Source organism: Thalassospira sp. HF15 (assembly GCF_011806525.1).
Lineage (GTDB): Bacteria > Pseudomonadota > Alphaproteobacteria > Rhodospirillales > Thalassospiraceae > Thalassospira.
In genome coordinates this window covers 30,642-55,539 of record NZ_JAAVKI010000010.1, presented here as the reverse complement: position 1 = coordinate 55,539, position 24,898 = coordinate 30,642, and the positions used below count along the sequence as shown (strand labels likewise).

Here is a 24,898-nt window from a genome sequence, read left to right as displayed (position 1 = left end):
CCGGAGCTTCTAAGCCCCCTGATCGAAGCGGGCGCAACGTCCCAAAATGCTGGCCATATCGTAACCACCCTGTCAGATGCTGCAACCGCCCGCCTTCTGCAACTGGCCGAGGAAGAATTTGGTCCCCCGCCGGTTCCCTATGTCTGGATGGCAGGCGGATCGCAGGGCCGTCAGGAACAAACCGCGCTTTCAGATCAGGACAACTGCCTGATCATTGATGACGGCTATGATCCCGATCAGCATGGGGACTATTTCAAAAAGCTGGCCGATTACGTCTGCGATGGCCTGCACAGAGTTGGCTATGTATATTGCCCCGGCGATATGATGGCCAAGACCGAAGAATGGCGCCAACCCGCCCGCACCTGGCAGAAATATTTCAACAAATGGATCGAACAGCCCGAACCAAAATCATTGATGCTGTGTTCTGTCTGGTTCGACCTGCGCCCGGTTCACGGGACCAAAAGCCTGTTTGAAGACCTGCACCGCATGATTGTTTCGAAGGCCAAGGACAACCGGATCTTCCAGGCCTATATGGTGGGCAATGCCCTGACCCATCACGTCCCGCTTGGTTTCTTCAAGAACTTTGTCATGATCCGTGGCGGCGAACACGACAAGACACTGGATCTGAAACATAACGGCGTGGTGCCAATCGTCGATCTTGCCCGGATTCATGCTCTTGCCAACGGGGTAGAGGCAGTGAACACCTATGAACGGCTCAATGCTGTCAAATCATTCCCGTCCATCAGCAATCAAGGGGCTTCCGACCTGCTTGATGCCTTTGAGTTTATCAGCATCACGCGCCTTAAACATCAGGTTCGGCAGATCCGACATGGCGAACGGCCCGATAACTTCCTGCAGCCTGAAAGCCTTTCGGCGTTTGAACGCAGCCATCTAAAAGATGCCTTCTCGGTGGTCAAGAATCTTCAGGGCGCGCTTGAGCACGCCTTTGGCAAAAGCGGGACGTAAGCCATATGGGATTGCGCCAAAAAATCCTCGATAGTCGGCTGTATCGTGACTTCGTCCAGCGTAAGGCAAACGGTGCCTTGCAAACCTATTACGATGTGCCACCTGCCGATCCTGAGCGGTCGGTCATGGAGACCGAATTCATCGCTCTTGATCTGGAAACCACCGGGCTTGATCCCAAAAAGTCCGAAATCGTCAGTCTCGGCTGGGTGATCATCCGTCAGCTCTCGGTTGATTTTTCAAGTTGTGAACATATTCTGGTAAGGCCAACCAAAGAACTCAGCGAAAGCTCGGTCGTGGTACACAGGATCTTTGACAGTGACGTCGCCGATGCCCCAAGTATCGAGGCAGCCCTTGAACTTTTGTTGCCGCAGATGGCCGGAAGGGTTTTGGTCGCCCACCATGCGCCGATTGAACTCGGTTTTCTTGGGCAGGCTTGCAAACGTTGCTTTGGGGCACCGCTGCAAATTCCGACAGTGGATACTCTTGTTCTGGCACTGCGTGACATCCGCCGTAGTGGTGAACCAATGAAGGCTGGCGCTCTCCGACTGGATACACTACGCCGCAGTCACAACCTGCCGCCGTTCCGCGCTCATAATGCGCTTTCTGATGCTATCGCGGCCTCGGGCCTGTTTTTGGCCCAGATCGCCAAACGTGATCCGAAAGGCGAACTTGAGCTCGACCGGATACTGCGCTAATCGGTTATCAGGGTTCATCCCTCATCAACAATAACAGCAATTTGGGAGCCACCCCCGCATGTATGTCTTCATTTTCACGACAGTTGTCGTTGGGTTTGCATCGGCTGGCGTGGTCATGTTGCTGTTCCGGCTTTGGGGCCGCAAGGCACCGAAATATGTCATTCCGTTTGTGGCTGCAATTGCGATGTTCGGCTACATGATCTGGGATGAGTACACTTGGTTTGACCGCTATGAGGCACGCCTGCCACAAACCATCAGTGTCATTCAGACCTTTACCGACGAAAACATCTTTGCTCCCTGGACACTGGTCTCAGCACCAACCAACCGCTTTACTGCGATTGACAGGGACAAACTTGTTAGCAATCCCGAAAACCCTGATGAAAAACGTGTCATGACCCTGCTGCTGCGCAAGGGTGGTGAAACGCTTGCCCTGACCCATCTTGTTGATTGTGCCCAGGGCCGCCGTGGCTATATCACGCCGGAATTGTCGCTTGATAGCAACGGCTTCCCGACCGCGATGGATGAATGGTTTGATATAGGTGCAGATGACCCACTGCGGGCAGCGGTCTGTTTCTGAACATCATCCAGACAACTGTTTCTGTTTTTTGGCGCAATTGAAGCGGGTCGTCGCCGTCATCCATTTGATTGCGGGTGATTTTTGCTATAGTGGTCTGCAACGCTTCCCATACAGCCGTTCCAGAGGTCCATGTCCGACACGTTGCGCCGACCATCATCTGCAGTCGTCCTGTTTCTTATCGGCATGTTGACTCTTGGCGGGATGTCGACGCTTGCCCATGCGCGCGACATTACTGTCTTTGCCGCTGCCAGTTTGACCAATGCCATTGAAACCGCGGCAAAAACCTATGAACAACAAACAGGTGATAAAGTCCGCCTGTCTCTTGCCAGTTCCTCGACATTGGCACGCCAAATCGCTGCAGGCGCCCCTGCCGATATCTTTATCTCGGCTAACAATAAATGGATGGACTGGCTTGATGATCAGCAGCTGATCAAACCCAATAGCCGATATGATCTGCTGGGAAATCGGCTGGTGCTGATTGCCCCCGGCGACAGCCGCCTTGTCCCAATTACCATAGATGCGGCCACTGACCTGACATCACTGATCGGTTCTGATGACCGTATTGCGGTCGGTGACCCGGATCATGTTCCGGCCGGGATTTATGCCAAACAGGCGCTGGTATCCTTAGGGCAGTGGGAAACCATAAATCCAAGGCTTGCACGGGCTGATAATGTTCGTGCTGCCTTGGCACTTGTTGAACGCGGCGAAGCACCGCTTGGCATTGTTTATCAGACTGATGTCGGCATTTCAGAAAAGGTCAAAATCATTGGCACTTTCCCTGAAAACAGTCACCTTGCCATCACCTATCCGGTTGCCTTGATTGCCGATCAGGCCGAAGCCAACGCGATAAAATTCCTGCTTTGGCTTTTGGGGGATGACGCAGGCCGCATTTTTGCCGACTATGGCTTTGAACCTCTTGCAACAACGCAGGCAGCCGTCCCCGAACAATGATCAGTTTGACCCCCGCCGAAATTGAAGCACTTCTTCTAAGCTTGCGCATCTCTGGCGTTGCTGTTGCGTGTGCCCTTCCCTTTGCAGTAATCGTTGCGACCACCCTTGCACTTGGTCGTTTTCCGGGGCGATTTGTTCTGGATGCCGTTGTGCATTTGCCCTTGATCCTGCCGCCGGTTGTCATGGGCTATCTGTTGCTGATCGCATTGGGTACCCGCGCTCCGCTGGGGGCGTGGCTCTATGAGACCTTTGATCTGCGCTTTGTCTTTAGCTGGACGGGGGCAGCATTGGCTTCAGCCATCGTCAGTTTCCCGTTTCAGGTGCGCGCCATCCGGCTGAGCCTTGAAAACGTCGATCACGGCCTTTATCAGGCTGCAGAAACACTGGGCGCAGGTCCGATTGACCGGTTCTTCTCACTGACACTGCCGTTGGCCCTTCCCGGCATCATTGCCGGTGCGATCACGGCCTTTGCCGCCAGCCTTGGCGAATTTGGTGCAATCATAACGTTCGTCTCAAACATTCCGGGCGAAACCCGCACACTGCCGCTTGCGATCTATACCGCAATCCAGACACCGGGTGGGGAACTGGCGGCAGCACGTCTCGCTGCCCTCTCCATCGGTCTGGCCTTTGCCGGCTTGCTGCTGTCTGAAATAGCACTCCGCCGCATCCGCAAAAGGGCCGTATCATGAGCATCGGTGTCAATCTCGAACATACCTTCAACGACTTTCGGCTTTCTGCGGAATTCAGCATCCCTGAACCGGGCATTACTGCCCTGTTTGGTCCTTCTGGCAGTGGCAAGACGACCCTGGTCAATATGATTGCCGGTCTGGTCCGCCCGGATCGAGGCCACATCCAGATCAACGATCACGTCCTGTTTGAACATTCGCGCGGCATCAATGTGCCGGTCCGAGAACGCCGGGTTGGCTGTGTATTTCAGGACAACCGCCTGTTCCCGCATAAATCCGTGCGTGACAATCTGTTTTACGGCGCACGCCGCAATCCACACAAGCTGTCGCAAGACGAACAACAGGCCATCCTTGCAATGCTTGATATCGCAGACCTGATGGATCGCCGTCCCAATCTACTGTCCGGTGGGGAAAAGCAACGCGTCGCACTGGGACGTGCGCTTTTGTCCAATCCGGATATGTTGCTGCTTGATGAACCGCTCTCGGCTCTTGATCATGCGCGCAAACAGGAAATCCTGCCGTATCTCGAATGGCTGCGTGATCACCGAAAGGTACCGATCCTGTACGTCACCCACGCCGTTGACGAGGTCGCCCGCCTTGCCGACCACATGGTTGTGATTGATCAGGGCAAAACCCTTGCGACCGGATCGGTTTTTGAAATGCTGGGCCGGACCGACCTGCCACCACTTTCCGGGCGCTTTGATGCCGGGACGGTTTTGCCCGCTCGCATTGTCAGCCGCGATCCCAAAGCCGAGGTCAGCTTCCTTGAATGTGGCGGGCAACGTCTTGTTGTGCCGTATCTCGGCCGTCCGCAATCAGACAAGGTCCGGCTGCATGTTCGCGCCCGTGATGTCATGATTGCCCGAACCCCGCCCCGCGACATCAGTGCGAATAACATCATCCCTGTGACCATCACCAAAATCAGTGATGAGCCCGGTGACACCATCGACGTCACCATGTGCTTTGGTCAGGATGCCGACGCCACCCTTTTGGCTGAAACCAGTGGACGCCCAAAAATCCACGCCCGCATCACGAAATGGTCCGGGTCGCGCCTGAAACTCCAACCCCATCAAAAGGTGTTTGCGGTTATCAAATCGGTCACCGTGAATGGTCAGTTGCGCGATCGCTAGGGTTATTTGATCGAAGCCCACCAAATAAAAAACGCCCCGACGCATGTCTCGACGGGGCGTTGTTCTTCTGACCTCACGGATGCTGATACGCATTGTGTGCAGGCCAATCCCATTTGTCCTGCAAGGCTGGATCCGTTTCATAGATCTCCACTTTCAGCGGATAACATGCCGCTTCATCGCTTGAATGCTCTGAGCTGCAATCGCCCCCCGGACAGGTCGACAGATTCCCCAGCAGATCAATCTCGGCAAACATTTCAAGATAATCTCCCGGACGTACCGGGCTTGCCTTCATGAAATACTGATGGGTGTCCTTGGTAAAGCCAGTACACATGAAGACATTGAGCACATCATGCACATAGTGATCGGCTTCCTGCATCGACATTCCGGTCTCGCTGCTGAACGCACGGCAAAGGTTGGAATGGCAGCAATGGTGATAATCCTGCCCTGACAGCAGGCGGTTGGTAAAGGGATCACAACGGGTGCCAATCACGTCATGAACACTGCCGCCATCTTGATCAAAGCCATACCAATCCAGTGTATCTTCACTGATCAGCGCCATTGACCGCAGATAGGGCATATTGGACCACAACCGGTCGCCTGTCGTCACATGGGTTCGATGCAGGGCACGCGTCTTCCCGCTGAAAAACCGTTCCTTCAAGTCATTGGCATTCCAAAGGTTAAGGTCACCGACCTGAGGGCCTTCGACACTGACGATGCGGAAAAAATGTCCTTTGGGCACATGAAACGTGCGGGCATCGCGGGGTGGCACGATAACCTCATCTGCTTTCTTCATTGATGCCTTGAATTCGGCCAAGGTGGCAAAATCAGGCTCGGGCAGGGTTCCGTTGGGATAGACAACGACAGGCTTTACCGCTCGGCGTGCATTGGCATCTTCCGGGGCTTGGTGCTGGGGCTTGGATGTCATGGAGTGGCCTCAATAACGGGAAAATAGATGCGCGACAGAATGGCACAGCACGCCTGTGAAACAAGCATGTTTCTGCGCGCCGCCAGCTCAATTTCCCGAGAAATTCTGTGTGATCAGGTAACCTGCAAAGCGGCGGGAAGATCACGCAATTGGCGTGATCAGTTCACGCTTCTGATCCCAGGCATCAAGATTATCGACAACAAGTTGCGCCATGGCATCGCGCGTTTCCACAGTGCCGCTGCCCATATGCGGATACAATGCAACGTTATCAAGCGCGGCAAATGCCGGATCAATAGAACCATAAAGAGCGTAAATTCGTGGAAACTCAATTGGTTCTCATCTACAAATACAAATCATACTAATTGAGAGTGTTCATCGGCTATCTCAACCGTGAACCTGCACTGACCGGCCATGACTGTTTACCTTTACTTTGATATCCTCCAAAACAGTCACTCGGTTTCACTGGTGCTTACGGCAACGCTCATTTCGAGGAGCGCGCCTTTCTCCCCGATGAATTGACCAGCGACCGGGACGGCCTGAGACATTTCACGGACCACTGCCACCGCAATAAGATTGCTAGATCCGATACTGCGATTTGTCGGATCAAATGCGACCCAGCCCGCACCTGGAAGAAACACCTCGGCCCATGCATGGGTAGAGCCTGAGCCGTCTGACCCAATCAAGCCACCATGCGTGTTCACGAGATAGCCAGACACAATGCGCGCGCCAAGACCAAGGCACCGCGCCGCCGCAACGAACAAAACAGCGAAATCGCGGCAAGACCCTTGTTGTTTTTCAAGAGTCTCGAGTGGCGTCTGCGTGCCCTCGCTCTCGCGCGCCCTGTAGGCCGTTCTTTGAGATATCCCGAAGCTGATGTCTTTGAGCAACGAAAGTGTGTCAGTCGGGCAACTGAGAATGAAACCATTCACCCATTCCGATAGCCATCCATTCGGGTCTGGGTAATGCTGCGCAGTCAAAGTACCGAGATCAATCCATTCATCATCTGAATACAAGAACGGAAAGCTGCACGCAGCTGCCGAAATCGCAAAAACAGGCCATGGTGTAACGGTCATCTGGAGTATGGATCGGCTTTCAATTTCAAGATAGTCGGTCTTCTCTTTGAAATTTGCTGTCGCGATTGCATTGTCAGAAACATCACGTGTCCAGATTAACGGCGTCTCGGGGTTCATCCTGACTTCAAAGGAAACCAGACGGGTTTCATGCACCTCTCTTGGACGCAGCATTAATCGATGCGGTCCAAGCAAAACCGGCCGACGATAGCGGTAAGTCGTTGTGTGGATAAGCTCAAGAGACAGCATAACACCGCCTCTCGACCCCGCATGTGATTGCCCCAAACCCGCACTGTCGAAGCATCATAATTCTTCTGTCCACACACGGAATTCCAGCAAATCGCTCTCGCCAAAGTTTTGCAGCAACGGCACATCCGCCGCATCCCGTCCTCTGGCAATCAAGATGCGTCCGATCCTCGGCGAATTGTTTCTGGGATCGAAGACCCACCATCTGCCGGACAGGTACACCTCCATCCATGCAGCAAAATCCCCGCTCGGATGCGGAAGAGGCTCGCCAATATCGCTGAGATATCCGGTACAGTAGCGCGCCGGTATGTTCATGCAGCGGCACAGTGCGATCGCAAGATGGGTGAAATCCCGACAAACGCCACGTCGTTCATGAAATGCCTCGGAAGCTGTGCGCGTCGCGCGCGCTTCAAGGTATCCGAACGTGATATGGCGATGGACAAAATCACATATCGCTTTGACTCTTGCCGATCCCGGCTCTGTGCTTTCAAAAAGTCGCCACGCCTCATTTGACAGAAGGTCTGTGTCGCAATAACGACTGCCCAGCAGATAGACTAGTGTATCAGAGGGCAAGTCCTCTATCGGATGTTGCTGTGCATCGCGGCAGTCCTCATCCTCGGATCCATCGTCGAGGATAATGCCATCTGATTTCAGGACAAACTTGCCGACTGGTGCGATCAAACGCGTACATACATTGCCAAACCCATCGATATAGGGGGTTTGCGCGACATCCGGCACAGTCTCCAAAAGATCATCACCCTCCAGATCATCAACCCGGGAGTGGTGAACATTCAACAGGGCAATCATTGGTGTGATCTGTCGCAATTGGTATTCGAAATAGCATCCTATGCTTATACGCATGTGCTTTGCCCTAACCGGCCAGTGTGCGAGGAGGGAACGATCATGAGGTTGGCTTTCTCGACAGAAACAGCTTTGCAAGAGTGACAGCAGCAATCGAATGCTGTCGCCTTTGGCGGCAAAGCAGAGACATACCTCTCATCTCATATCGAGTTGATCTGCTTGAGCTTCAGCGATTATGACAAATCTTCTTCAAGTGCTTTGACACAGGCCTGTGCGAGATCCCGGTTTGGAATTTCTGTGCCCGGCATTGTCGCCCAGCCAGCTTCCATCAGGGCTTCTCTTTGCTGATAGCGTGAAGCATCCCGGATCGTGTCCAGTTTTGCTTTGCGATCTAAATCACCACTTGCCTTGGCAAGACAAACAGGTACTAACGCTGCAATCACATTATCATGCGACATCGTCTTTGACATCTGACGCGCATCACTGCCGGTCACCCAACCGCCCCAGGTAAAACCAACGACCATTGCCAAGGCAGCACCGGATGCAGCACCAAGAATATAGGGCTTTAACCAATCGGGATAATTCATAATTTTTCCTTCCAAAAGGGCAGATGAATGACTTGAATGTCCGGGCTTTTCGCGCAAAGAAGGCTCAAGAAAACACAGCTCTTCCGCTTTGCGAACTACGCGCAATGACGAGGAAGAATGGGCCTCTCAATTTTTCAAATGATTGGAAAATTGCTGTCTAATACAGCGATCATAAAGGCTTCCGCTTGAAACGTGCAGGAAGAGCCCTTTTTTGATTTGAATCCGAGATGACACTTTGCCTTCTCCGATCCAACATCGCAGAACATTCAAGGAGGATTGTTCTTTTACAACCTTTCAGACCGGAACGAACTGATTGAGGTTAGTTTTTGGAAAATGGTCAGCAAGCGTTTCGACGCAACCAGCTCAAGACATGCGATCAACTAGGCGCTTTGCTGCAGGTCGCGGAAAACAATCGAGCTGCTGCGAGATCACATGTCTTTATCCTTCTAGGACTTTCTCTGCCTAAAGCGATCAAACGCGACAGCTACGACAATGAACGATCCAACAAAGGTTCCCTGCCAAAATGTGCTTATCCCAAGCAAAATCAGGCTGTTGCGGATCACTTCAATTAACAAGGCACCGACCACAGCACCAAATGCGGTGCCTCCGCCACCTGCAAGATTGGCCCCGCCAATGACGGCTGCCGCAATTACGGTCAGTTCCATGGCCTGACCAAGATTGGTCGTCACTCCGCCAAGCCAGCCAACTTCCAAAACCCCGGTGATACCGGCCATCAGGGCGGAAAACATATACACGCTGACTTTTATGCGTGCGACCGGAATGCCGGTCAGAACCGCTGCATTTTCGTTACCACCAATCGCGAAAAGGTGCTGGCCCCAGCGTAAATGCCTGAATGCGAACGCGGTCAGGCATGCCAGGATCACCATGATGATCAACGGGTGCGGAAGACCGAGGGTCGAACCGCCACCAAGCCAAAGCAAAAAGTCGTGATCCGGGCCGAACTCGTAGATCATTTTGTTGTCAGAAAGCACCATTGCCAAGCTGCGGGCGACTGACAACATTCCGAGCGTCACAACGAATGGCGGCATTCCCGCATAGGCAATCAGCACACCATTGACCGCCCCCACAAGCAGTGAAATTGAAAGTGCGGCAATACAGCCGACCCAAAACGGCATTCCCGCGGACATGATGACGCTTACCGTCATTGCCGAGATCACCAATGTGGAGCCAACAGAAAGATCTATCCCGCCTGACGCAATAACCGCAGTCATGCCAAGCGCAATGATCCCGACAAAGGCAAAGTTTCGCGTAACATTAAAAAGGTTTCTTTCGGTCGCGAAACTGTCGGTGAGTATCGACAACGCCAAACAGGCAATCACAGCCGCCAGAAACACCCAGAAAATCTGCTGACTGGTAATCCGCGCGATCAATCCATGATGTTGTGAACGGTCGATAACTTCAGCAAGAGTTGGCGTTGCCATCTTCATTTTCCTTTTTAAGTCCACTCATGCGTGCTCAATCGCGCCGGTGATCAGGCCGGTAATTTCTTCTGGTGATGACTGGGCTGCTTTCTTGTCCGCAACAAGTTCACCGCGCCGCAGGACAACAACCTTGTCTGCGACCTCGAAAACATCTGGCATTCGATGGCTGATCAGAACGACAGCGATACCCTGATCACTAAGCTGCCGGATTAGGTTCAGGACCTCTGCCACCTGCCGAACGGAGATTGCCGCGGTTGGCTCGTCCATCAGGACGATCTTTGCGTCACTCAAAAGAGTTCGTGCGATTGCAACGGCCTGACGCTGCCCGCCAGACATTTTGTGCACTAGGTCACGCGGACGGGTTTCTGATTTCAATCGCGCAAACAGCTCAGCGGATTTGCTGCGCATGAAGGCATAATCAACAACCTTGACGGGCCCGATCCTGCGGGTCGGTTCACGCCCCAAAAACACGTTCGAAGCTGCACTCAGGTTGTTGCAAATGGCAAGATCCTGATAAACGACCTCGATACCAGCTTTCTGCGCATCCAACGGCTTTTGAAATTCCGCTTTCTGCTCAGAAATAAGGATATCCCCCGACGTTGGGGCGAAGTTCCCCGCAATCACCTTGACCAAGGTGGATTTGCCGGCCCCGTTATCCCCCATCAGTCCGACAACTTCACCCGGTGCAATGGCAAGGGACACGTTATTAAGTGCCTGAATGGCGCCATAGCGTTTCGATATGTTTTTAAGTTCAAGCACATTCATGAATGTCCCCCCTTTCCTCTGCTGGCCCCGGTAACTTGGCAGGGAGCAGAGGTTTGTCTTTTGTGATCTATGACTTTTGCAACAAGCCCAGCGCTCTCTCGGTGTTTTTTCGGGTGCGATAAGCTGCAAATTGTTGATCAGCCAATACACCAAGCAAGATCACAGCGCCCATCACGGCGAAATTCAGCGACGACGGGATTCCCAGCAAGTTCACCAAGTTTTGCAGCTCTTGTAGCAACACTGCACCCAGAACAATGCCGATGACCGACCCTTCGCCCCCACGCAGAGAACATCCACCCAGCACAGCCGCTGCAATGGCATACAGCTCGTAAAAGTTACCATGCGAAGACGGTTGGACTGACTTGGTGAACATCGCGAAATATATGGCCGCGATGGATGCAAGCACCGCACAGATAACGTACGCCATCACCGTCACGAAACGGGTGTTTATCCCCGAAAAGCGTGCTGCTTCTTCGTTCTTGCCAACCGCACAGAGATGACGCCCAAAAACAGTGTGATGCAAGATAACCCACATCACAGCAGCCACAATCAGCATCGCCAAGAACGAGTGCGGAATCCCAAAACTCCGCCCGATTGTAAGCCATTCGAGCTGCGGATAGCTGGAGCCAAAAGGAAAACCGGCAGTAGATTCCGCGGTGTATCCACGTGCGATGCCGCGATAAATCAAAAGCCCGCACAAGGTAACGACGAATGGCTGAAGCCTGAATCGTGTAATCAGTATACCATGTGCCAGTCCAATCAGAACGCCCAGGCCAATAATGATCGCCACAGCCAGCGGCCAGGGAACGCCAAATTTGCCGACCATGTCGACAAACAACACGCCAAGCAGCGCAATCACCGATCCAACGGAAAGGTCAATACCGCCGGTCATGATGACAAACCCTTGACCAATGGCAAACAAGCCAAAAAGACCAATCAGGTTTGCGGTATTGCCAAGGTTAATAGGCGACAGAAACAGCGGGTTGCGCATATAGACAATTGCGCCAACCACGATAATCAGAATGCCAAGACCAATATCTTTTTTTTGCATTTCTCAGGCCTCTTCCAGCACTTTGCCGACGGCAAGATTGAGTACATTGCTTTCGGAAAACCGAAAGCGCGGCAATTCCCCTGTAATCAACCCGTCTTTCATCACGACAATCCTGTCAGAGACCCCGATCACTTCTTCCATATCGCTCGATATCATCATCACCCCTACTCCACGATCGGCCAGTGATCGCATCAATCCATAAATCTCGGCTTTCGCACCGACATCGATCCCCCGGGTCGGCTCATCGAAAATGATGACTTTCGGATCCATGGACAGCCACTTCGCCAAAACGACTTTTTGCTGGTTGCCGCCAGACATTTCATTGGCTGCACGGCGGACGTCGTGTGTCTTAATTGCCAACGCACTGCGCTGGGCTTCTGCAACGACGATCTGACGTTTCTGGGAGACAAGCCCGCGCGATGTGTAGGCCGGCAAGTTGGCCATTGTGACATTTTCCAGTGTCGGAAATTCAAGGATCAACCCGGCCCGTTTGCGGTCTTCCGGCACAAGATACAGCCCTGCGTCGATGGCATCGGTCGGACTATTGATCTCCGTCGCGATGCCATCGATCTGAATTTCTCCGCCAAGCTTGTCTCCGACACCAAATATGGCTTCGGCCAGGTCGGTGCGCCCTGCCCCGATCAAGCCCGCAACACCAAGGATTTCGCCTGCCATCACGTCAAAGCTGGCCGTGCGGTCAGGCTTGCTTTTGATCGCAAAGTTTTTGACCGAAAGAATGGGTTTGGTGGCTGGCACCGCAGGTGGTGTGTAAAGTGACTTGAGTTCTCGTCCGATCATCATTCGGATCATCGCATCATGCGTGACCGCCTCGCGTTCAAGCACCCCGACATTTTGACCATCACGCAGCACAACGGCCCGGTCGACACATTCCTCCACCTCGCTTAGCCGATGTGAAATATAGACGACGGCAATTCCTTGCGCCTTTAGGTCGGCAATGACCTTAAGCAACATGTTGGTTTCAGAAAGTGTAAGGCTTGATGTCGGCTCATCCATAATGACCAGCCGCGCATTCATCGACAATGCCTTCGCGATTTCCAGCAATTGGCGTTCTGCCAAGGACAAGGTGGAAACCGGTGTGTCCGGCTTGAATGGCGCGCCAACACGCTCAATAAGCGGCTCTGCCATTTCATTCATCGCCTTGCGATCAGTCAGCCTAAGAGGCCCACGAACGATCTCCCGACCCAGAAAGATGTTGGCAGAAACATCCATGTTATCAAAAACATTCAGTTCCTGATGAACAAACGCGATACCCGCTTGTTGGGACTGTTTGACGTCAAATGCGTCATACTGCTGACCATCAAGTATAATCTTCCCGGATGTCGGGGCAATCAGCCCCCCGAGAATCTTCATCAGGGTCGATTTTCCAGCCCCGTTTTCACCAAGAAGTCCAACAACTTCTCCTGCTTTGATCTGTAATGAAACATCATTAAGGGCCACCACCCCAGGATAAACCTTGGTGACTCCTTCAAGTCGCAGATCAAGCCCATGCACTGCACTCATATACTCGGCTCCCCAATGTCCATTCGACATCGTTGGAAAGGTGCGAGTGGGCGCACTCGCAGATCTGTGCACCCACTCGCTAGGCAGGGGGAAGAAAATTACCCGCCTATTCTTTCCTTAACGACGGCTTCGAACTCATCAACATTGGATTTGTCGATTACCTGCGTCGGCACGATGATCAAACCATCTGCAGGCACCTGCGACTTATCACCCTCAAGGTAATCCGCCATCAGATGCATGCCCTGATAGCCCCACTGGTAGGGATCCTGAACAACCGTCCCGGCAAAGCTGCCTTCGCGAACTGCACCAAGCGTTACCGGATCCTCGTCAAATGCAATGACGGTAACCTGTCCCAATTTGCCCGCAGCCTGCAATGCTTCGTATATTTTGGGCGGGTTATAGGAATAGAACCCGACCATGCAATCAATGTCCGGATTTGCCGCAAGCACATCATCGACATTTGAACGTGCGCGCGCAAAGTCGACGTCATCACCGCGCACATCTACAAGTTCGATGCCGCTGCCCTCGACAGCCTGACGGAAGCCTGCGATGCGCTCAATCGCGTTATCGGCCCCAAGGAAACCGACGAAGCCCATGCATTTTCCGCCATCTGGCATTGCCTTGACGGCAACTTCGCCAGCCTGGACCCCTGCGGCAGTGTTGGATGATCCAAGATATGCGATGCGATCACTTTGCGGTGCGTCACTATCGGTCGTGAATAGCGGGACCTGGGCTGCGATGCGGTTGAATGCATCAATTGAATTCTTGGGGTCTGCAGACGAAATCATGATCGCGTCCGTGCCCCCTGCGACCAAATCATCCATCAGCGCGTTCTGCAGAGCTGCCGTCCCCTGGGCAGGGTATCGGAATTGCAGCTCGTATTTGGGCAGTTCAGCTTGTGCTGCCTCAACCCCGGCTTCTGCAAGTTTCCAAAAGTCCGATGCTGCATTCACAACGAATGCAAGCTGCTGCTTTTCTTGTGCAATCGCCCCGCCGGCCAAAACCATAGATAGACCAAGGGTGGCGAATGTTGTTGCAAATTTCATGCGTTTAATCCTCCCGATTAATTATCCGCACAACTGTGTTTATAAATTATCTGTGCGATTCTTAATTAATAATATCATTAATAATTTTGGATCAAGCGTTTTTCACCACAGGTTGCGTAAGTCGATGGTTTTGATCACACATTGACCCACGTTTTTTGCTCTTCACTCGCAAAAACCGCGTCAAGAACGCGCATGGAGGCAATCGAATCCTCAATTCCGTATGGCAAGCTTGTGCCCGTCAAAATGGCCTGCGCGAACATTTCTGCCTGTTTGGTGTATTGGTCACACGCAGGCAAAATCTCACAACCGGCCTGACTGCCGTCCAGGCTTTCACCGGTATCCACGATCAGTGCCGTTTCTTCATCTGCAGGTGCGTTATAGGGAATCATGATTTCAACGCGCGCCTTCGTGCCAAACACGTTTAACGTTTGATACGGGCACAACTGCGTGGAAACCATGAATGACAGTTGTCGTCCGCCCCCGAAGTCGGCAACAACACTTGCCATGCGGTCTGTTTTGAACGTGGGATCACGATCAATCAGCGCCATCACGCGCAAGGGATTGTCTTCAAATAGAAACCGTCCCGCTGTGATCGGGTAGCAGCCTATGTCCATGATTGCACCGCCGCCGGCCTCTGGTCTGTTGCGAATATCCTGCCCGTCATTGTTGAAGTAACTGAATGCTGCCTGGATCGCCCTTACCTCACCAAGCTCGCCACTCCTGACCATCTCCCGGACACGGATCCATTGCGGGTGGTAGCGCACCATGAACGCCTCTGCGACCTGCACGTTCTTCGGACAGTCCCTTAACCGCTCTGCATCGCGCGCATTCAAACCGATAGGCTTTTCGCACAGCACATGCTTGCCCGCCCGCGCCGCGGCAAGCGTCCAGTCCACATGCATGTTGTTTGGCAACGGGTTGTAGATCGCATCGATTTCCGGATCTGCGATCAATGCCTCGTAAGAGGCGTAAGACTTTTGAATTCCAAGGTCATTGGCCACCCTCGCTGACCGGCCCGCATTGCGCGATGCAATCCCCAACACATTCGATGAGGGTGATTTCTTGATTGCCGGAATAACTTTTCCCACGCCGATGTTGGCCGTCGAAAGAATACCCCAATTGATTTTTTTTGTATTTGTCACGTCGTCTTCCGCCCCTGTGTAAGTCCGGATAAAAATCGAGCCGGATCTGATCGACAAATCCGGCTCAGTTCATCAAGGATTTGTATTAGTTATCCGCGCAAAAACCCGGATCCGATTGATTGCAAACATCCAGCCCCGTATAGAGCGGATCATCGACCTTTTTGCCATTGATCAGTTCGATCATCACATCCGGTGCCCGATACCCCATCTCAAACGGACGCTGACCAACCTGCGCATGACTGCGCCCATCCCGGAATGCCTGTGTCTGCGGCGGAAGGGTATCGCCAGCGATCAGGATCAACTCCTTGGACTTCAGCCGGTCCATGACCTGGTCGGTAACCTGCGCATAGGCTTGCGGCGCGAACTGGGCCCAGCCACCAATCAGAATAAAGGCATCAAGATCCGGGTTCGCCGTAAAGGTGTCGGCCATCTGCTGGTTGGCAAGATCAACCTGATCATTGGTAAAGACCGGACAACCTTCGATTTCCGTCCAGCCATTGCTGTTCGCAAGGCGCTCGGTCCCTTTTACCCCTGAAATTGTGTCGCGGAAGCCAGCGGCACGTGCATTGATATTGTCAGCCGCAACATTACCCAGTTGCAAACATACCGATCCCCCACCCGGCTTCAGAGTCATGGCTTCTTCGGCCATTTTGACACCCATCAGATAGTTGTCGGTTCCCAGATAGGTCGCACGCAAATCGCGATCTTTTTCAAGGAAATCGGCATCAATCGTCATCACCGGAACATCCGGATTGATCTGACGAATTCGGTTAGCCATGGCTGGCGCATTCGACGGTGAAATTGCGATTGCAGCAACACCGCGGGTCAGCAAGTCATCAACGATCTGAACTTCGCCCGCCTCATCGGCACTGGATGCAGGGCCGGTGTACAAACACTCATATTCAGAGTCCATGTTCTCCGAAATCCACTTCTGGCAACCCAGATTGATTTGCTCGAAGAACGGGTTATCCAAGCCTTTCACCACAATGGCCAATGTCTTTTTGTCATCGGCATTTGCGGTGCCAACACCTGCCGCGATAATCAGCGCAGATGTGAGAGTTAGTAACATTTTATGTTTCACGTTTAGCTCTCCCTAGTTGGTCTGGCCCGGAATTGATTACCCCGGATACCAGATTTTCCGAGGATCGCTCGGGCTTCTCTCATATGCCCAGGCCCGCTCGATCATCTCCTCGAAACCTACTTGCGGCCGCCAACCGAACGCGTGCCGCGCCTTGGTGTTGTCGAGCCAGTTACTGTGAAACGGCGTGGGTATTTCCACTGGCTCCATATCACGCGTTCGCATCAGGTATTCTGCCACCTGTGCGTAATCGACCGGCTCATCCATAGAGATATTGAAAAGCTCCTGCATCGCGGCAGGGTGATCGAGGGCCGCCATCAACGCAGCAACCAGATCATCGACATGAACAAAATTGCGCTTGAGAGACGCACTTGTCTTGTCGCGCATCAACGGCACAAAATTGCCCTCGGCAAGACGCGATGCCTTTTCTGCACTCATCAGGTCGCTCCAGACCGGACCGCCGAACTGGTCAGCCCCGAACGAAAGCGCGCATTTAAAATCGTCTTTCTCCATGATCCAGGGCACACGTAAAACTGTGCCATTCAGGCCATACTGGATCTGATATTGCTCGATCATCACCTCTTCGAGCACCTTGGTCAGCGCATAGCAGCCGCTGTAGGCCTGCCTTGGGGAGACTTCTGTGATCGGCGCTGGATAATCCTTGAAAATATGCCCAACAGAGCAATCGCCACCGATAAGAATGAACTGCTTTAGGGTCGGAGACTGGCGCGCGGCCTCAAGAAGCAGGAACATCCCCTTGATCGCGACATCAATAACCAGATCAGGGCTTTCTTTCACGGCCGCCATATGAAGCACATGGGTTACGCCATCCATCGCGTGCGCAACGGCTTCCGGGTCGGACAGAGAACCCGTAATGACCTCAACCCTCTCACCCGCATCTATTTTTCGGTTATGGCACAGCGCCACGACCTTGGCCGATGCATATCTATGGTTATCAAGAAATGCCGCCAAAAATGCCTTACCGACCTTTCCGGTTGCACCCGTGATCAAAATTTTCATTAATTATCCTCCCTATTGAATTAATAATATTAATTAATAATATCGAGTCAAGTGACCTTGAGGTAGAATGTCGATATAAATTCAACCTTAACGATGATTAGTGATTGTATGGCAGAGCATGCAGACGGCTTGTCTTGATCGGATTGAAAAGGTATTACCAGTGTCGGCTTGGTGGATTAGGCGTTCGCCAAACTATTCAATTCTCAGGGCCAAGACGCTGCCTATCAGTCGTTTTCGCACCATCTGACGCCATCGCTGCAAGATATCGCTTGGCTAAAAGACCAGAGGCAAAACAAGTTCTATGTCGCAAAAGAAACATTACGGTGGCAAAAATCGCCCAACGATGATGGATGTCGCCTCGATGGCGGGCGTATCACAAGCAACCGTCTCTCTGGTCCTGAACGGCAGTCCTGCCAAATTGACCGAAGCGACACGACAACGCGTGATCGATTCTGCCAACAAGCTTGGCTACCAACTTGTTCGGCGTGAAAACCAAGTGGCACCGAACAATAAATCACGGTCCGTCATTATCTTTATTGCCGATGAAATCAGCACCGACCCCTGGATGGCCCTTGCCTTCGATGGGGCGCACAACAAGGCCCTGGAATACGGGATCAATGTTTGCATGGCTGTCAGCCATGGCAACGCGAACCTTGAAGCAAGCATCGTCAATCAGATGGCAGACTCGAACGTCATCGGCATTATTTACGGCACGATCCTTACGCGACTGGTCGAACTGCCGCCGGTATTGTCAAAGAAACCAACGGTCCTTGTTAATTGCTACGATGGCACCCGGACCCTTCCGTCGGTTTTGCCTGGCGACCTTTTGGGAGGACGGGCGGCAACAGAACGCCTGATAAAAGCTGGCCGTAAACGCATTGCGATCATTAACGGACAAAAAGGTGTCGATGCCTCGCGCGACCGGCTTAAAGGATACCGTCAGGCACTTTCCAGCAACGACATACCGTTTGATCCGACACTTGTGTGTCCGGGCAACTGGGAACCATCAACCGGTTATTCAATGACCCATGAACTCATGGCACTCGATAATCCGCCTGATGCCATTTTCTGCGCCAATGATCTGATGGCGCTGGGCTGTTATGACGCGTTGCGCGAACTTGGGTTACGCATTCCAGAAGATGTGGCTGTAGTCGGCTTCGATGATCGCGAAATTGCGCAGCACACGCACCCTGCCCTTACGACGCTTATTCTTCCGCACTACGAAATGGGCGAAATTGCCGCCGAACTGCTGATAGACAGCGTCGGGGGTCTACTGGCTACACCGAACCAGATAAAAGTCGAATGCCTGATGGTTGAACGCGATTCTGTCGAGAAATCCAACGAGAACGCCTGATCCTACTGGACGTTTTCGCACCGTCGCCAATAGGTTATCGGACCATCGCCTGAGTGTTGACGTGTATGGCGTAAACGCTTGTCGTTGCCGTCATCAGAATCTCGTTTCCGCGCGCACCGCCAAACGTCAAATTCGATACTGTTTCCGGCACCAGAATTTTGCCCAGCAATGTCCCCGCCGGGTCAAAGCAATGCACGCCGTCCGCAGCCGAACTCCAGACATTACCCTCGCAATCAACCCTGATCCCGTCCGGCAAACCTTTGTCGATCTCGGCAAAATCACGACCGTTTTCTAGTGCCTTACCGTCCACAACGTCATAAACCCGAATGACCGCTGGAACGGACGCGTCGTGGCTGCTTCCTGATTCAGCAATATACAGCAACTTTTCATCATTGGAGAATGCCAGCCCGTTTGGCTGGCGAAACTCCGACGTGACACTGGTTAAACTGCCTGTGTCTGGATCAAGACGAAATACGTTATTGTCTTTCTGGTCCGGTGTCGCCTTATACCCCTCATAGTTCGACAATATCCCGTAGGTCGGGTCCGTAAACCAGATCGATCCATCCGACTTGACGATAACGTCGTTTGGCGAGTTCAGCCGAAGCCCCTTAAATCCATCCGCAAGCGTTGTGATTGATCCGTTATGTTCGGTACGGGTAACCGACCTCGTGCCGTGCTGGCAGGTAACAAGGCGACCGTTCAAGTCGACCGTGTTGCCATTTGCGAAGTCTGAATGGTCGCGAAAAACATTGACCGACCCATCACACATCCAACGATAGATTTTCTGGTTGGGGATGTCGGAAAATAACAGGCACTGATGCGCTGCAAACCATACCGGTCCTTCCGCCCACAAATGCCCACCAGAGATTTTCCTCAGCCTGACATTTGCCAACACAAGGTCGCGGAACCGGCTGTCAAGAACCTGATAGGGTTCCAGCATACCCGCTGCGTCTTGTTGCTTTTGTGCGGCACAGTTAGCCAATTGATTGTCCTTTGCTAAATTCATCGGACGTCAGAAAGTTGGCAACGTTGACCATGAAGGCCTTTAACGCACCAACTGCTGACGGCCATAGATCAACAACATTCCGATGATAACCACGCCAAATACGACCTGCCGGAAGGTATCCGCAGGAATATCGACACCGAGTTGGGCAAAATACCTTTGTGGCTGAACCACCGAGAGCATCGATTGCAAGATTGTAATCAAGATGACGCCCGCGATCGTGCCAACATATTTGCCACGACCACCCAGAACGTTGGTGCCGCCAAGAATAATCGCTGCGATTGTCGGCAAAAGGTATGGATCCCCCATGGCCTGATAGGAACGGTTAGCCCACCCTGCCAACAGGACGCCAGTCAGCGCTGCACATGAACCGGAAAAGATAAAGCACGCCAGAATAACCTTGCGCGTATCTACACCGCTCAAAAAGACGGAACGTTCCTGATTTCCGACCGCATAAATCCGTCGGCCAAGAACGGACCGGTTCAGCATGAAAACAATCGCCGCCCCCAGAACGATCCAGATAAGAAGCGGATTGGGAATGCCGGGGATAAAATGCCCGACAGCCAGTTCGCGCATGAACTCAGTTGCACGGTCCTGGGGGGCAAAACCACCGGTGTGATACACCATAAGACCTTGCGCAACGGCATTCATGCCAAGCGTAAAGATCATCGCTGGCGCACGCAGATACGCCACACCCAAGCCATTTACCATTCCGATCAATGCACCGCACAGAACACCGAATGGAACGGCAAGGGTAACGCCCCATTCCGGCCCCAGGAACCCGGTGGCACCGGTTGCCATCATCCCGCCGACACCGATGGTCCAGGGGATGGACAGATCAATATGCCCCAACAGAATGACCAGCATGACACCGCTTGCCACAACGCCAAGGAAGGAGGCCGTATGGAGCTGCTGGATCAAATATTTCGGTGACAGAAAGGCCGGTTCAACCATTGCCCCGATCAAAAGCAGAACAATCACACATGCAAAAGCAATAAGCGTTGCCCGATCAAACTGCCTTGCGATTACGCCTGAAACACTCATTTTTCCGCCTTACCGATAAATATCTAGTCTGTTCTTGATTCTCAGGACGCGCAACGAACCGAGACTGACCGCAACAAGCAGTACGACGCCGACGAAAAGCGGCTGCAAGACAGGATTGATGTCAAACACGATCAGCAGATCACCAACCGTCCGCATGACAAAGGCACCGAAAATCGACCCGACAGCGCTGCCAACCCCACCGAACAAAGACGTGCCTCCAATGACCACAGCCCCGATGGAATTGAGCGTGTACTCGTTGGCAATCGTGATTTTTGCGGCCCCGGAATAGGTCAGTGCCGTCAACAGGATGCCGCCAATGGATGCCAATAGTCCGCTCAGGGTATATGCCAGCATCTTTGCCCGATTGATCGGAACTCCCGACATATAAGCCGCCTGCTCGGATGAGCCGATGGCAAAGGTAGCCCGCCCCAGGACCGAGCGGCGATAGGGGATCCAGATAAACAGAACGACGGCCAGCAACAGCAAAACAGTATGCGGCACGGCAAGCGTCGAACGTGTCATGAAGTCAGCAAGTTCAAAATTGACCAACCCGCCTGGCTGCGGCCGAATGGCAAGTGCAAGGCCAAAATAGACAGCACTCGTGGCCAGCGTCGCTATCAAGGGCTGCAACCGCCCATAAACAATAATCAGACCGTTTACCGCACCGCATGCCAGTCCAAGCAACAGGACACCCAAAACACCAAACGTGGTTGCGACCGGCCCACCGACAACAATTGTCGATGCCAGACAGTTTGCCAGAACAAAGGTCGCCCCGACCGACAAATCCAGCCCGCGCGTAATAACCGGCAAGGTCTGCGCCATGGCGACAAGCGCCAGCAATGCGCCCTTGTTCGCGGCAGTGTTTATCATGTTTGGCGAAAGGCCCACCGCCTGCTTCCAGCCATAGACAATGAACATGGTTGCAAAGATAAGCATTGCGATCAGAACACCACGTTGTGCGGCGGAAAGGCGGGTAATCCAGCCGAAATATTTTTGTCGTGAAACCAGATCTGCTGGTTCAGAGCCCACAGTCATAGCGACGCTCCCTGTTTCTCGTTTGGTTCAGAACGTGCCGCAGCCTGTTCCGGCAAGTTAAGCGCAGCTGAAACCAGATTTGTTTCGTTAAGGTCATCGCCGGCAAGGGTTCGAACGATCCTGCCGTCATACATGACCAGCACACGATCGCAGCACCCGATCAGTTCATCGTAATCGGTTGAATACAAAAGGATTGCACATCCCTCCGCCGCCAATTTCTGCAACAGTTGATAGATTTCCTGCTTGGTGCCGACATCAATGCCACGCGTCGGATCATTCAACAGAATGATCCGGGGCTTGGTCATCAACCACTTGCCAATCACGACCTTTTGCTGATTGCCCCCGGATAACGCCCCGACCGGGCCATCAATACCGTCCGCCTTGATCTTGAGAAGTTCGACCATCTCATCGATCGCCGCTTCTTCTGCGTGTGAATCGACAACGCCCATCCGGCTCATTTTTTCGACTGCTGCGAAGGACAGGTTTTCACGCACCGTCATCGACAGCATCAGGCCTTCGTGCTTGCGATCTTCGGGAACCAGGGCAATACCGATGTCATCCGACTTCGCCATCTTCGGGCTGTTCAACTTTACCGGGGCGCCATTGATCTCCACCGATCCGGTTGCACCAATCAGGGTGCCAAACAAACCCAATTGCAGTTGACGCTGTCCCTGTCCGTCCAAACCGCCAAGCCCGACGATCTCGCCCGGACGCATTTCCAGATTGATGCCGTTAAGTTCCTCGTTCCACGAAAAGTCCGATACTTTCAGGATCGGTTCGGATGCGGCGGGTCTAGTGCTTTTCGCCGGGTAAACACTGCTGTATTCCCGACCGATCATCATCTCGACAACGGCACTGTCCGATTTCGTACCGTTTTTGAATGTCTCGACTTTGGTGCCGTTGCGATAAACCGTACAGGTATCTGCAAGCTCGGCGATCTCGGGCATCCGGTGTGAGATATATATGATGGCCATTCCTTCATCGCGAAGCCGATGAAGCATCTTGAAGACCTTTTCGACATCGGCGGCAGTCAGCGCAGATGTCGCTTCATCAAGAATCAGAATTTTGGGATTCCGGGCCAGTGCCTTGGCTATTTCCACCATCTGACGCCGGGAAAGCGACAAATTGCTGACGGTTTCCATCGGGTCAATATTATCGCCCCCAACCCGCGCAAGCGCCTCTTCGGCGATACGCCGCTGCGCGCGATAATCAATCATCCCGAATTTGCGCGGCGGACGGGTAATGCCAATGTTGTCGGCCACGGTCAGGTCCGGCAACAGGGACAATTCCTGGAAGATACATGACACGCCAAGATCATTGGCTTGTTGCGGGTTTGCAAAGCTGACCTGGTTACCATCAAGCTCGATCGTTCCGCTATCGGGCTGCACGACGCCGGATAGAATCTTGATCAGCGTCGACTTCCCAGCCCCGTTTTCTCCAAGCAGCGCATGGATTGATCCACGTTGCGTGTCAAAACTGACATCTTCGAGTGCGCGGACACCACCATAACGTTTGGTTATGCCCGACATGGATAATAAATAAGGAGATTTGCTCTCTGACACGGCAGTTTTCCTAACCAGTCTTGAACACCGTCGATGCCAGGACTGACATCGACGGCGTGTGGTCGTTTATTGTTGTTAGTTGTTCTCGCCTGTCTGAGACGCGATCTCTTCGGCCGTAAAGCCAATGTTGCAAGCTTCAAAGTTGTTACCCGCAAAGAAGCTGCCCGGCAGTTTCGGGAACGTCTGGACACCTTCCTCGAAAGGTGAATACGAAATCGACGTCGGCAGCGCGATTTCTGATGGGATCACTTCACCTTTAAGCGCCGCAATCGCGGTTTTGATGGTCACAGATGATTGTGCCGGTCCCGTCCCGCCTGACTGGCAGCTAAGACCCGCACTGTTGCAAAGCTGACGAAACGCATTCTCGGTTTCCCCGGAAATCGGGGCCTTGAAGACACCCGCATCAAGCATTGCGGTCGCGACACCTTGCGAGCCGCCCTGAACATAAATCCCGTCAAATACGCCGCCAGCAGCAATCGCGTCGGCCGTCACTTTCTGACCGTCACCCGGTGCCCAGTTACCGACAACATCGACGACTTCGATATCACGACCGGATTCCTTGATAACCTCAAGGAAACCTTCATTACGTGCGATATCTACAGGCTGCCCTGCCGGACCACGCACATGCAGGAACTTGGCCGGGCCATCACCACTTTGCTCAAGAAGGAACTCGCCAGCAGACATGCCAAGCCCTTTTTGGTCAACGTTGATCGCGATCTGGTTGGGATCGTCAATCACGTTGTCGAAAGACAGAATGACGACATTGGCATCGTTGGCCTTACGCACCACCGATCCGAATGCGCGGGTGTTGTTGGCGTTAATGATAATGGCGTCAAAGCCCTGATCGATGAAGTTGTTGGCAGCTGCAATCTGTGCTGCGATATCTTCACCGACAGAAACAACCTTGAATTCTTCAATTTCGGCGGCCACTTCCGGCTGTGCGGCATAGGCCTTCGCGACCGCAATCATCTGAACACGCCAGTCATTGGCGATAAAACCATTCACAAGCGCAATCTTGTATGGGCCTTCGCGCGCAGGCCACTGGAAGTAGGTTGTGTCATCGGAAACCGGCGTGAAACACGACGGATCGGCACCGGGACCAGAAACGGTATTCGGGCCAGCAGTCGCAACCTGTGCTGCCATCATCAATGCGACAGCGGCGGTGGTCATTGTCAGTAGTTTTTTCATGGTAGTCCTCCCG

At 53.1% G+C, this 24,898-nt stretch carries 24 protein-coding genes; 7 read left to right on the top strand and 17 right to left on the bottom strand.

What is annotated here, in order from left to right; genetic code table 11:
* The 6 genes from HED22_RS19020 to modC form a co-directional block, all read left to right on the top strand.
* The coding region (locus HED22_RS19020) for a DUF294 nucleotidyltransferase-like domain-containing protein (protein ID WP_254870295.1) at positions 1-966 on the top strand (966 nt) is incomplete at its 5' end.
* Between the two features lie 5 nt (positions 967-971).
* Complete coding sequence (locus HED22_RS19015) at positions 972-1,661, top strand: exonuclease domain-containing protein (RefSeq protein WP_167725247.1); 690 nt, start codon at positions 972-974, stop codon at positions 1,659-1,661.
* Between the two features lie 58 nt (positions 1,662-1,719).
* On the top strand, positions 1,720-2,238 hold the full coding sequence (locus tag HED22_RS19010) for a hypothetical protein (protein ID WP_167725245.1): 519 nt from the start codon (positions 1,720-1,722) through the stop codon (positions 2,236-2,238).
* Positions 2,239-2,367: 129 nt separating this feature from the next.
* Positions 2,368-3,189 carry a molybdate ABC transporter substrate-binding protein gene (modA, locus tag HED22_RS19005; RefSeq protein WP_167725243.1) on the top strand — a complete coding sequence of 274 codons (822 nt, stop codon included), beginning with the start codon at positions 2,368-2,370 and terminating at the stop codon, positions 3,187-3,189.
* Positions 3,186-3,878 carry a molybdate ABC transporter permease subunit gene (gene modB, locus HED22_RS19000; protein WP_175581326.1) on the top strand — a complete coding sequence of 231 codons (693 nt, stop codon included), beginning with the start codon at positions 3,186-3,188 and terminating at the stop codon, positions 3,876-3,878. Before modA ends, modB begins: the two co-directional genes overlap by 4 nt.
* Positions 3,875-5,005, top strand: coding sequence for a molybdenum ABC transporter ATP-binding protein (modC, locus tag HED22_RS18995; protein ID WP_167725242.1), 1,131 nt, complete (start codon positions 3,875-3,877; stop codon positions 5,003-5,005). The genes modB and modC overlap by 4 nt, the downstream gene beginning before the upstream one ends.
* A 73-nt stretch (positions 5,006-5,078) precedes the next feature.
* On the opposite strand, the gene HED22_RS18990 is transcribed toward modC, so the two are convergent.
* From HED22_RS18990 to HED22_RS18930, 12 genes are all read right to left on the bottom strand, one after another.
* Positions 5,079-5,930: a DUF1989 domain-containing protein gene (locus HED22_RS18990; protein WP_167725239.1), complete on the bottom strand. Its 852-nt coding sequence runs from the start codon at positions 5,928-5,930 to the stop codon at positions 5,079-5,081.
* Positions 5,931-6,379: 449 nt separating this feature from the next.
* Positions 6,380-7,249: a transglutaminase family protein gene (locus HED22_RS18980; protein WP_167725237.1), complete on the bottom strand. Its 870-nt coding sequence runs from the start codon at positions 7,247-7,249 to the stop codon at positions 6,380-6,382.
* Positions 7,250-7,303: 54 nt separating this feature from the next.
* Positions 7,304-8,053: a transglutaminase family protein gene (locus tag HED22_RS18975; RefSeq protein WP_254870293.1), complete on the bottom strand. Its 750-nt coding sequence runs from the start codon at positions 8,051-8,053 to the stop codon at positions 7,304-7,306.
* A gap of 227 nt (positions 8,054-8,280) precedes the next feature.
* A complete protein-coding gene (locus HED22_RS18970) occupies positions 8,281-8,634 on the bottom strand; it encodes a hypothetical protein (RefSeq protein WP_167725233.1) in 354 nt (117 codons plus the stop codon).
* A gap of 446 nt (positions 8,635-9,080) precedes the next feature.
* Positions 9,081-10,076: an ABC transporter permease gene (locus tag HED22_RS18965; RefSeq protein ID WP_167725231.1), complete on the bottom strand. Its 996-nt coding sequence runs from the start codon at positions 10,074-10,076 to the stop codon at positions 9,081-9,083.
* 24 nt (positions 10,077-10,100) lie between these two features.
* Complete coding sequence (locus tag HED22_RS18960) at positions 10,101-10,841, bottom strand: ATP-binding cassette domain-containing protein (RefSeq protein WP_167725229.1); 741 nt, start codon at positions 10,839-10,841, stop codon at positions 10,101-10,103.
* Positions 10,842-10,908: 67 nt separating this feature from the next.
* Entirely contained in the window at positions 10,909-11,892 is a 984-nt protein-coding gene (locus HED22_RS18955; RefSeq protein ID WP_167725227.1) for an ABC transporter permease, read from the bottom strand.
* Positions 11,893-11,895: 3 nt separating this feature from the next.
* Complete coding sequence (locus HED22_RS18950; protein WP_167725225.1) at positions 11,896-13,413, bottom strand: sugar ABC transporter ATP-binding protein; 1,518 nt, start codon at positions 13,411-13,413, stop codon at positions 11,896-11,898.
* Positions 13,414-13,511: 98 nt separating this feature from the next.
* Positions 13,512-14,459: a sugar-binding protein gene (locus tag HED22_RS18945; RefSeq protein WP_167725223.1), complete on the bottom strand. Its 948-nt coding sequence runs from the start codon at positions 14,457-14,459 to the stop codon at positions 13,512-13,514.
* A 134-nt stretch (positions 14,460-14,593) separates the two neighbouring features.
* A complete protein-coding gene (locus tag HED22_RS18940) occupies positions 14,594-15,601 on the bottom strand; it encodes a Gfo/Idh/MocA family protein (RefSeq protein ID WP_167725221.1) in 1,008 nt (335 codons plus the stop codon).
* An 85-nt stretch (positions 15,602-15,686) separates the two neighbouring features.
* Positions 15,687-16,682 carry a substrate-binding domain-containing protein gene (locus HED22_RS18935; protein WP_217701916.1) on the bottom strand — a complete coding sequence of 332 codons (996 nt, stop codon included), beginning with the start codon at positions 16,680-16,682 and terminating at the stop codon, positions 15,687-15,689.
* A gap of 36 nt (positions 16,683-16,718) precedes the next feature.
* Positions 16,719-17,699 (bottom strand): NAD(P)-dependent oxidoreductase, encoded by a 981-nt coding sequence (locus HED22_RS18930; RefSeq protein WP_167725218.1) that lies wholly within the window; start codon positions 17,697-17,699, stop codon positions 16,719-16,721.
* A 301-nt stretch (positions 17,700-18,000) separates the two neighbouring features.
* Between HED22_RS18930 and HED22_RS18925 the strand changes: the two genes are divergently transcribed.
* Positions 18,001-19,053 carry a LacI family DNA-binding transcriptional regulator gene (locus tag HED22_RS18925; RefSeq protein WP_217701915.1) on the top strand — a complete coding sequence of 351 codons (1,053 nt, stop codon included), beginning with the start codon at positions 18,001-18,003 and terminating at the stop codon, positions 19,051-19,053.
* Between the two features lie 34 nt (positions 19,054-19,087).
* Here the strand turns inward: HED22_RS18925 and HED22_RS18920 are convergent, their stop codons facing one another.
* The 5 genes from HED22_RS18920 to HED22_RS18900 all read right to left on the bottom strand — a co-directional run bounded on the left by HED22_RS18920 (position 19,088) and on the right by HED22_RS18900 (position 24,885).
* A complete protein-coding gene (locus HED22_RS18920; RefSeq protein WP_254870292.1) occupies positions 19,088-20,035 on the bottom strand; it encodes an SMP-30/gluconolactonase/LRE family protein in 948 nt (315 codons plus the stop codon).
* Between the two features lie 63 nt (positions 20,036-20,098).
* The gene (locus tag HED22_RS18915; protein WP_167725216.1) at positions 20,099-21,100 is read right to left on the bottom strand and encodes an ABC transporter permease; all 1,002 of its coding nucleotides are present in this window, start codon (positions 21,098-21,100) and stop codon (positions 20,099-20,101) included.
* Between the two features lie 9 nt (positions 21,101-21,109).
* Positions 21,110-22,135, bottom strand: coding sequence for an ABC transporter permease (locus HED22_RS18910; RefSeq protein ID WP_167725214.1), 1,026 nt, complete (start codon positions 22,133-22,135; stop codon positions 21,110-21,112).
* A complete protein-coding gene (locus tag HED22_RS18905) occupies positions 22,132-23,697 on the bottom strand; it encodes a sugar ABC transporter ATP-binding protein (protein WP_217701914.1) in 1,566 nt (521 codons plus the stop codon). Before HED22_RS18905 ends, HED22_RS18910 begins: the two co-directional genes overlap by 4 nt.
* Before the next feature lie 75 nt (positions 23,698-23,772).
* Entirely contained in the window at positions 23,773-24,885 is a 1,113-nt protein-coding gene (locus HED22_RS18900) for a substrate-binding domain-containing protein (protein ID WP_167725212.1), read from the bottom strand.
* Between the last annotated feature and the right edge of the window lie 13 nt (positions 24,886-24,898).